General features: G+C 71.3%; 8 protein-coding genes and 1 rRNA gene. 5 read left to right on the forward strand and 4 right to left on the reverse strand.

The genetic code is table 11. The annotated features are described in order from the left end of the window. Positions 1-236: 236 nt before the first annotated feature. Positions 237-785 carry a hypothetical protein gene (locus tag ACZ7GX_RS45410; protein WP_498786879.1) on the forward strand — a complete coding sequence of 183 codons (549 nt, stop codon included), beginning with the start codon at positions 237-239 and terminating at the stop codon, positions 783-785. On the opposite strand, the gene ACZ7GX_RS45415 is transcribed toward ACZ7GX_RS45410, so the two are convergent. Continuing rightward, positions 782-1966, reverse strand: coding sequence for a PP2C family protein-serine/threonine phosphatase (locus tag ACZ7GX_RS45415; RefSeq protein ID WP_498786880.1), 1185 nt, complete (start codon positions 1964-1966; stop codon positions 782-784). The two genes, ACZ7GX_RS45410 and ACZ7GX_RS45415, sit on opposite strands and share 4 nt — an antisense overlap. Further along, positions 1963-2766, reverse strand: a complete 804-nt coding sequence (locus ACZ7GX_RS45420) for an alpha/beta fold hydrolase (protein WP_498786881.1) — start codon at positions 2764-2766, stop codon at positions 1963-1965. The genes ACZ7GX_RS45415 and ACZ7GX_RS45420 overlap by 4 nt, the downstream gene beginning before the upstream one ends. A gap of 171 nt (positions 2767-2937) precedes the next feature. Between ACZ7GX_RS45420 and ACZ7GX_RS45425 the strand changes: the two genes are divergently transcribed. Further along, positions 2938-3573, forward strand: a complete 636-nt coding sequence (locus tag ACZ7GX_RS45425) for a hypothetical protein (protein WP_498786882.1) — start codon at positions 2938-2940, stop codon at positions 3571-3573. A 23-nt stretch (positions 3574-3596) separates the two neighbouring features. Next, positions 3597-4616 carry a helix-turn-helix domain-containing protein gene (locus ACZ7GX_RS45430; RefSeq protein ID WP_498786883.1) on the forward strand — a complete coding sequence of 340 codons (1020 nt, stop codon included), beginning with the start codon at positions 3597-3599 and terminating at the stop codon, positions 4614-4616. 37 nt (positions 4617-4653) lie between these two features. On the opposite strand, the gene ACZ7GX_RS45435 is transcribed toward ACZ7GX_RS45430, so the two are convergent. Continuing rightward, positions 4654-5463 carry an NAD(P)H-binding protein gene (locus tag ACZ7GX_RS45435; protein ID WP_498786884.1) on the reverse strand — a complete coding sequence of 270 codons (810 nt, stop codon included), beginning with the start codon at positions 5461-5463 and terminating at the stop codon, positions 4654-4656. 126 nt (positions 5464-5589) lie between these two features. Here ACZ7GX_RS45435 and ACZ7GX_RS45440 point away from each other — a divergent pair, with 126 nt between their 5' ends. Beyond that, on the forward strand, positions 5590-6534 hold the full coding sequence (locus ACZ7GX_RS45440) for an AraC family transcriptional regulator (RefSeq protein ID WP_498786885.1): 945 nt from the start codon (positions 5590-5592) through the stop codon (positions 6532-6534). Between the two features lie 5 nt (positions 6535-6539). Continuing rightward, positions 6540-6908 (forward strand): nucleotide pyrophosphohydrolase, encoded by a 369-nt coding sequence (locus ACZ7GX_RS45445; protein ID WP_498786886.1) that lies wholly within the window; start codon positions 6540-6542, stop codon positions 6906-6908. Positions 6909-7306: 398 nt separating this feature from the next. Here the strand turns inward: ACZ7GX_RS45445 and rrf are convergent. Further along, positions 7307-7413: ribosomal RNA gene (gene rrf / locus ACZ7GX_RS45450) — 5S ribosomal RNA — on the reverse strand; the annotation flags it as partial.

The raw sequence follows: 7413 nt of genomic DNA on the forward strand, positions 1-7413 counted from the left end.
TCGTGTGATCCCGCTGAGACGTCCAGGCAAGGCTAACGAGATCAAGATCGAACCGACATGGGCAGCCTAGGTCTATCACCACGCACGTCGTTCGTGGTCAGGGCGATCCAGGTCTGGGAACCCTGAGCGGCCGACTACTTTCCGAACCTGGTTGACTACGCACCGCAAGAACGTCCGGTGGCGCGAACCGGCATGAGGTCGTCCCGACCGGGCCGGCAGAACGGAGTGGCAGAACCGTGAGCTACCCGCCGCCGCCCCTACCACCCCGGTACCTGTGGATCCCGGCGCCGCACGCGCACCGGATCCGCACGAGCTGCCGACGGGTCGCCGTGCTGCTGATCACCGCCTGCCTCGTGCTGATCCCGCTGCTCACGCTGCTCGGCGGCCACCTGCCGCCCGTCTACCCGGCGCTCGGCGTCTTCAGCTGGTCGCTCGTCGGCAGCAGCATGGTCATGGTGGTGCTGGCGGGCGCCTTCCTCCTCGCCGCCCGACGCCACGTGTCGGCCGAGCACCTCGACCTGCACAAGGTCCGCGAACTGCGCTCGGGGATCGTCGTGGCGTGGACGTCGTCGCTCTTCATGACCATGTTCGCCTTCGGCGGCCTGTCACTCGGGCTGTCGCGGCGGTTGTCGTCGGGGCAGCTCGACCCGGACGCCCGCGCCACCTCCTGGCCCGGCGTGTGGGCGCTCATGCTCCTGCTGGCCACGCCCCTCGTGCTCGCCACCATCGCCCTGGTCACGGGCCGCTGGCTGCTCGGACCGCCCGCGCGCCGCCGAACGCGCTAACCGGCCGGAACGCCGATCGCCAGCACCGCCGTGTCGTCCTCGACGCCGTCGCCCAGCCGGTCCAGCAGGCCGACGAACGCGTCCACGGCCCCCGCCGCGGACACCGGGGGCAGGCCGGCCGCGAACGCCAGCAGCTCCTCTTCGCCGTAGCGGGTCTCCGGACCGGTCCGCGCCTCGATCAGGCCGTCGGTGTACAGCACGAACGTGTCACCGGCGGCCAGGTGGACGGTCGTGGTGACGACCCGCGCGTCCGGCAGGATCCCGATCAGCTGACCACCGGGCATCTCCGCGTACTCGACGGTGCCGTCCGCGCGCAGCAGCAGGCCGGGCGGGTGGCCGCCGGCCGCCAGCGTGAGCGTGCAGCGGTCCTCCTCGACGGTCAGCACGCCGAACGTCACCGTGCAGAACCGCGGGTACCCGGTGTCCACCTCCTGGTTGAGCACGGTGTTGAGGTTGGTCAGCACCGCCACCGGGTCGGGGTCGTACACGGCCGCCGAACGCAGCGTGTAGCGGGTCAGCGACGTCACCACCGCCGCGTTCGCGCCCTTGCCGCACACGTCGCCGAGGAACACCGCCCACCGGCCGTCCGCCAGCGGGAACAGGTCGTAGAAGTCGCCGCCCACCTCGAACGGCGACGCGTGGTGGTAGTGCGTCGCCGTCTCCACGCCCGGCACGGCGGGCAGCACCGGCGGCAGCAGGGTGCGCTGGAGGGTCGTCGCGAGCCGCCGGATCTCGTCGCGCTCCCGCTCCGCCTCCTGTCGGGCGCGCAGCAGCTCCCGCTCGTACGCACGGCGGTCGCTCGCGTCGAACACCGTGGTGCGGATCAGCAACGGCTCACCGTCACCGCCCGTCTTCAGGGTGGAGTTCACCAGCACCGGCAGCCGCGTGCCGTCGGCCGCGACCATCTCCAACGCCACGCCGCCGACCTCGCCCTGCATCCTCAGCAACGGCGCGAAGTGCGTCTCGTGGTACAGCTTGCCGCCGACGGTGAGCAGGTCCGCGAACCGCAGCCGACCCACCAGCTGCACGCGCTCGTACCCCAGCCACCGCAGCAGCGTCCCGTTCACCTTCGCGATCTGCCCGTCGAGCATGGTGGACAGGTAGCCGCACGGCGCGTTCTCGTACAGGTCGTCGGCGCTGTCCTCCAACAACGCCGAGAACGCCTCGCGGTCGCCCGTCACGCGGTGTCCGCCACGAACTCGGCGATCGCCGCCGCCGTCGCCTCGGGTGCGCTCAGCTGCGGGCAGTGGCCCGTGGCGGGGAGCGTGACGAGCTTGCTGCCCGGGATCCGCGCGTGGACGTACGCGCCCACCTCGGGCGGCGCGATGACGTCCTGCTCGCACTCCAGCACCAGTGTCGGCACGGTCACCGCGGCCAGGTCCGCCCGGTTGTCGGACAGGAACGTCGTGCGGGCGAACACCTTCGCGACCGCGGGATCCGTGCGGCAGAAGCTGTTGGTCAGCTCGGCCGCCAGCTCCGGCCGGTCGGCGTTGCCCATGATCACCGGGGCCATCGCGGCCGACCAGCCCAGGTAGTTGCTGTCCAGCGAGTCGAGCAGCTCGTCGATGTCGGCGGCGCTGAACCCGCCCCGGTAGTCGCCGTCGTCGACGTACCGCGGCGAGGGCGTGACCAGCACGAGTTTGGCGAACGTCGTGGGCTCCGCGGCCACCGCCAGCACGCCCACCATCGCCGACACCGAGTGGCCCACGAACACCACGTCGCGCAGGTCGAGGTCGTGGCAGATGTCCAGCACGTCCCGCGTGTACCCGTCGAGCGTCGAATAACGCCGCTCGTCCCACGCGGACAGGTCGGACCGGCCCGCGCCGACGTGGTCGAACAGCACGACGCGGCACGTGGCGGCGAGCGTGGGCACCACCAGCCGCCACATGGTCTGGTCGCACCCGAAGCCGTGCGCGAGCATGACGACGGGACCGCCGGCGTTGCCGGTCACGACCACGTTGTTCCTGCGCCGCGCATCCACCACGTCATCCTTCCACTTCCCGGCGCGGTTCCCGCTGCCCCTGTTTCCGACCATAGGTTCCGCGGCGGCCGGCTGCCGGCTGCCCGGCGTCTGGTCCGGTCGTCTGGCCCGGTCGTCGGGGCCCGGTCGTCGGCGGCCGGATTGTCGGTGGTCGGCGCTACCGTGCCGGGCATGAGGATGTCGAACGCCACCGAGCTGACCGCCGAGCACCACGCCCAGCTGGCGGAGCTCGGCCTGCGCACCGACCACCTGGACGAGGCGATCTGGGCCGGGGTCGACGCCCGGGCCTCCGCGCCCCCGCTCGGGCCGACCAACGGCGCCGGCCTGCTCGACTGGATCCACCGGGTCGGCAGGCTCCGCGAGGTCCTCGTGGCGGAGGGCTGGACGCGGGTCGACAAGTGGAACGCGGGCCTCGTCCAGCACCCCACCAGACCGGTCGTGCTCGGCACGCTCCAGGGCAACCGCCACACCGGCACGCCCGGCGCACCCCTGCGCAGCGACTACGCCAAGGGCCCGGCCATCGCCGCCATGATGCGCGGCAACGACAGCGACCAGTTCACCCTCTTCGACTCGCTGCACACGCACGAGTGGAAGCTGTGGTTCCTGGTCACCTACCCCCGGCAGGAAGGCGAACGGCTGGTCGTGCTGCGCGAGGTGGCGCAGCCGGAACCCACGCCGCAGGGCCAGGTCGTCGACCGGTGGGCGCGCCGGATCACGTTGCCGCCCTTGGTGTTCGGCCCGCTGCCCACCCCGCGCGATCCAGACGGCCCGGACGAGGTGGACGTCACCGTCACGCCGCGCCGGTAGGCGGGTGCGAGAATGGCGCGATCATGCTCACGCCCTCCCGCCTCGTCCTCGCCCGGACCCGCCGCGGCCTCACCGCGGTGGAGCTGGCGCGCAAGGCGGGCACGAGCCCGGCGAGCATCGGGGACTACGAGCACGGCCGCCGCCAACCACGACCGGCCACCACGGCCAGGCTCACCGAGGCCCTCGGCTTCCCGCCGGGCTTCCTCGAAGCCGACGACGTGCCGGAGGTCGAGGTGGCGTTCACCAGACCGGCGGCCAAGCGGCAGCGGGACGCCGCGATCGGCGCCGCCCGCCTGGCCATCGGCTTCGACGGCTGGCTGACGCGGGCGTTCACCTTCCCCGAGCCGGACGTGCCGACGTGGGAGCACCCCGACCCGGAGACGGCGGCCGAGGTGCTGCGCGCCCGCTGGGGCATCCCGCACCGGCCCGCGCCCAACATGGTGCACCTGCTGGAGGCGCACGGCGTCCGGGTCTTCTCCCTGCCGCCGGACTGCGCGGGCGTCGGCCCGTTCTCCTGCCGGCACGACGGCACCCCGTACGTCTTCCTGGACCCGGCGGTCGCGCCGGGTCAGGCCCGCCTCGACGCGGCGCGCGAGCTCGGGCGGCTGACCGGGGCGTCGGACCCGCAAACGTTCGCCACCGCGTTCCTGCTGCCCCGCGCCGGCGTGCTGGCCGGCGTCGCCCGAGGCCCGCTCACCGAGCACGTCGTCGCGCACAGCGCCGGTTGGCACGTCGACCCGGTGACCCTGGCGCACCGCTTGCGCGACCTGGGGCTGTTGACGCGGACCCAGCACGCGACCGTGTGCGCCCAGCTAGCCCGCCGTGCCGTCGGGATGGCCCACCGCGAGACGTCCCAGCTGCTCGCCAAGGTCTTCCGCGCCCTGCGCGCCCAGGGCACCACGCCGCACGGTGTCGCCCGTGAGCTCCTGCTGGACGTGGAGGAGCTGAACGGGCTGGTGTTCGGCCTCGTGCTCACCGCCCTGCCGGGGCAGGGCGACCCCGGCCGCACCGCCAGGCCGAACCTCACCCTCGTCAGGGAGTGACCTGTGGCCTGTCGGGGTGGCCCGTGAGGGTGGCCCGTCAGGCCCAGATGCCGGCCGACTCCTTCGCGTAGTCGCCGAACAGCCGTCCGTCACGTCCCAGCACGGACGGCACGCCGTCGGACAACGCGGCGTCGTGTCCGTCGCGGATGGCGATCAGCGACATCGTCAGCACCTCCGCGTACGCGGGCTCGATGCCGGCCTGCACCAACATGCCGGTGTAGTCGGCGGCAGGCACGTCCGTGATGCGGATCGAACGACCCGACACCTCACCGATCCGCGCCAGCACCTCGGAGAACGTCAACGCCTCCGGCCCGGACAGCTCGTAGGTGACGCCCGCGTGCCCGTCCTGGGTCAACGCCGCCACCGCCACGTCGGCGATGTCCTGCGCGTCGATGAATGGGTGGGCGCCGTTGCCGTTGCCGGTTCCCGCGGGCAACACGACCTCGCCGGCCAGGACCTCCGGCAGGAAGTAGTCCTCGCTGAAGTTGTGCGAGAACCACGTCGGCCGCAGGATCGTCCAGTCCACACCGGACTCCCGCACGGCGCGCTCACGACCGTCGTCCGTCGGGATGCCCCGCGCCGACAGCAGGACGATCCGCCGCACACCCGCCGCCACGGCCTGCGGCACGAACTCCACCAACTCGGCGTCGTCGAGGTTCATCGCGAGCGGCACGAGGTAGACGGCGATGGCTCCGTCGAGCGCACGCGCCCAGGTCGACGGGTCCGACCAGTCGAAGCGGATCTCCGTGCTGCGGGACACGCCGCGGTAGTCGACGCCGAGGGCGTCGAGGGAGGAAACGACACGGTGACCGGTCTTGCCGGTCGCGCCGAGCACCAGGATTGTCATGCCACAAGACAATCAAGATCGTGCCGGACGGAACATGGCTCACCGTCCCGGATGCATGTTCAATCGTCTACATGGATGACGTGGAGGCGCCGTGGACGCCGTGGCTGGGGTTGCGGAGTGGCTGAGGTGAACGCGGCTGAAGTCTCCGCCGCGGCCGACGAGGACGCGCTCGCCGATCTCCTGCGCGGCTTGCGCGCGCGAAGTGCCGACGTGTGCCGTTCGTTCGCCTCGCCGCCGTGGGCGCTGGCGTTCACGGAGACACGTCCGTTCACGCTCGTCGCCGCCGTGCGCGGCGACACCTGGCTGCTGGCCGAGGACGGGACCCAGGTCCTGCTGCGGCCGGGGTCGATCGGCCTGATCCACGGACCGCAGCGGTTCGTCCTGGCCGACGACCCGTCCACGCCGCCTCAGCTCGAGGTCCGTGAGGCGGACTGCGAGCAGTGGCTCGTCGGCACCCGCACCTACGGCCTCGCCGACGACGGCGAGTCGCTCGTGATCACCGCTGCCTACTCCGTCGACGGTGGCGTGGCGGCGCGACTGCTGAACGCCCTGCCGGCGACCTTCGTCGTGACGTGCGACGACGAGCACTGCCCCACGGTGGACGTGCTGGCCGCGGAGGTGGCGAGGGACCAGGCCGGGCAGGACATCGTCCTCGAACGACTGCTGGACCTCCTGCTGGTGTACGCGCTGCGTGAGTGGTTCGCCCGGCCCGAGGCGAACACTCCCGCGTGGTACCGGGCGTTGAGCGACGAGACCGTCGGCCCCGCCCTGCGCGCGATGCACGACGAGCCGCAGCGTGCGTGGACCGTCGCGGAACTCGCAGCGCGCGCTGGGGTGTCCCGGGCGGCGTTGGCGCGCCGGTTCACCGCACTGGTCGGCGTGCCGCCGCTGACGTACCTGACCCAGTGGCGCATGGACGTCGCCGCGGACCTGTTGGGCAAGCCGGACGCCACGGTCGAGTCCGTGGCGCGTGCGGTCGGCTACGGCGACGGGTTCGCGTTCAGCACGGCGTTCAAACGGGTACGCGGCGTGCGGCCCAGCGACCACCGTGTGGTAGCTCTGCGAGTATGAACTCTGTGGGCACGGATGCAGTGGGTGCGGATTCAGCGGGCAAGAACCTGGAAGACCTGCGAGACGCGCTGCGCCGGTTCGCCGCCGCGCGTGACTGGGACGAGTACCACACCCCGAAGAACCTGGTGATGGCGTTGTCCGGGGAGGTCGGGGAGCTGACCGACCTGTTCCAGTGGCTCACGCCCGAGCAGGCCGCGCACGCGATGGACGACCCCGAGTTGGCGTGGAACGTCCGTGACGAGCTGGCCGACGTCATGCACTACCTGGTGCGGTTGGCCGACAAGCTGGACGTCGACCTGATCGAGGCCGCGTTCGCCAAGATCGAGCGCAACGAACGCCGTTTTCCCACCGGTGACCTGAAGCCCGTCGAATGACTCCGAGTCAGACGTAGGTCAACAACAACAAGATCAAAGCGACGAGGACCACCAGGCCGAGAACGGCCGAAGCCCACATCGGTGTGTCCGACGACGACGGGCGGGCACGGACGTGCCTGCCTCTTCGTCTCGTTTGTCTGCGCGCGCGCCATGGCACCGACGCCTCCCTCGTCCCACTACCGCTGCTCATGCCGGCTACGGTATGGACGATCAACCGCGGCAAACGGAGCGTCACCCGGTCGCGCCAAGCGCGTCGCCCGAATAGCGGTCGAAGCCGCCGGAAAGTGACGGTTCGCCGTCACGTGGAAAGGGTTCGCGGTCACGTGGAAAAACTGCGTCGAACGCCAAAAAACCCTCAGGGGCACTCGAGTAAACGAGTGCCCCTGAGGGTGAAGTATGCTCGGCGGCGACCTACTCTCCCACACCCTCACGAGTGCAGTACCATCGGCGCTGGAAGGCTTAACTACCGGGTTCGGAATGGGACCGGGTGTTCCCCAACCGCTAT

The organism is Actinosynnema sp. NPDC037264 (genome assembly GCF_055603705.1).

Coding starts and splice junctions, on each gene's coding strand:
- ACZ7GX_RS45425 (WP_498786882.1), top strand. CDS start 2,938: ATGAGGATGTCGAACGCCACCGAGCTGACCGCCGAGCACCACGCCCAG.
- ACZ7GX_RS45430 (WP_498786883.1), top strand. CDS start 3,597: ATGCTCACGCCCTCCCGCCTCGTCCTCGCCCGGACCCGCCGCGGCCTC.
- ACZ7GX_RS45435 (WP_498786884.1), bottom strand. CDS start 5,463: ATGACAATCCTGGTGCTCGGCGCGACCGGCAAGACCGGTCACCGTGTC.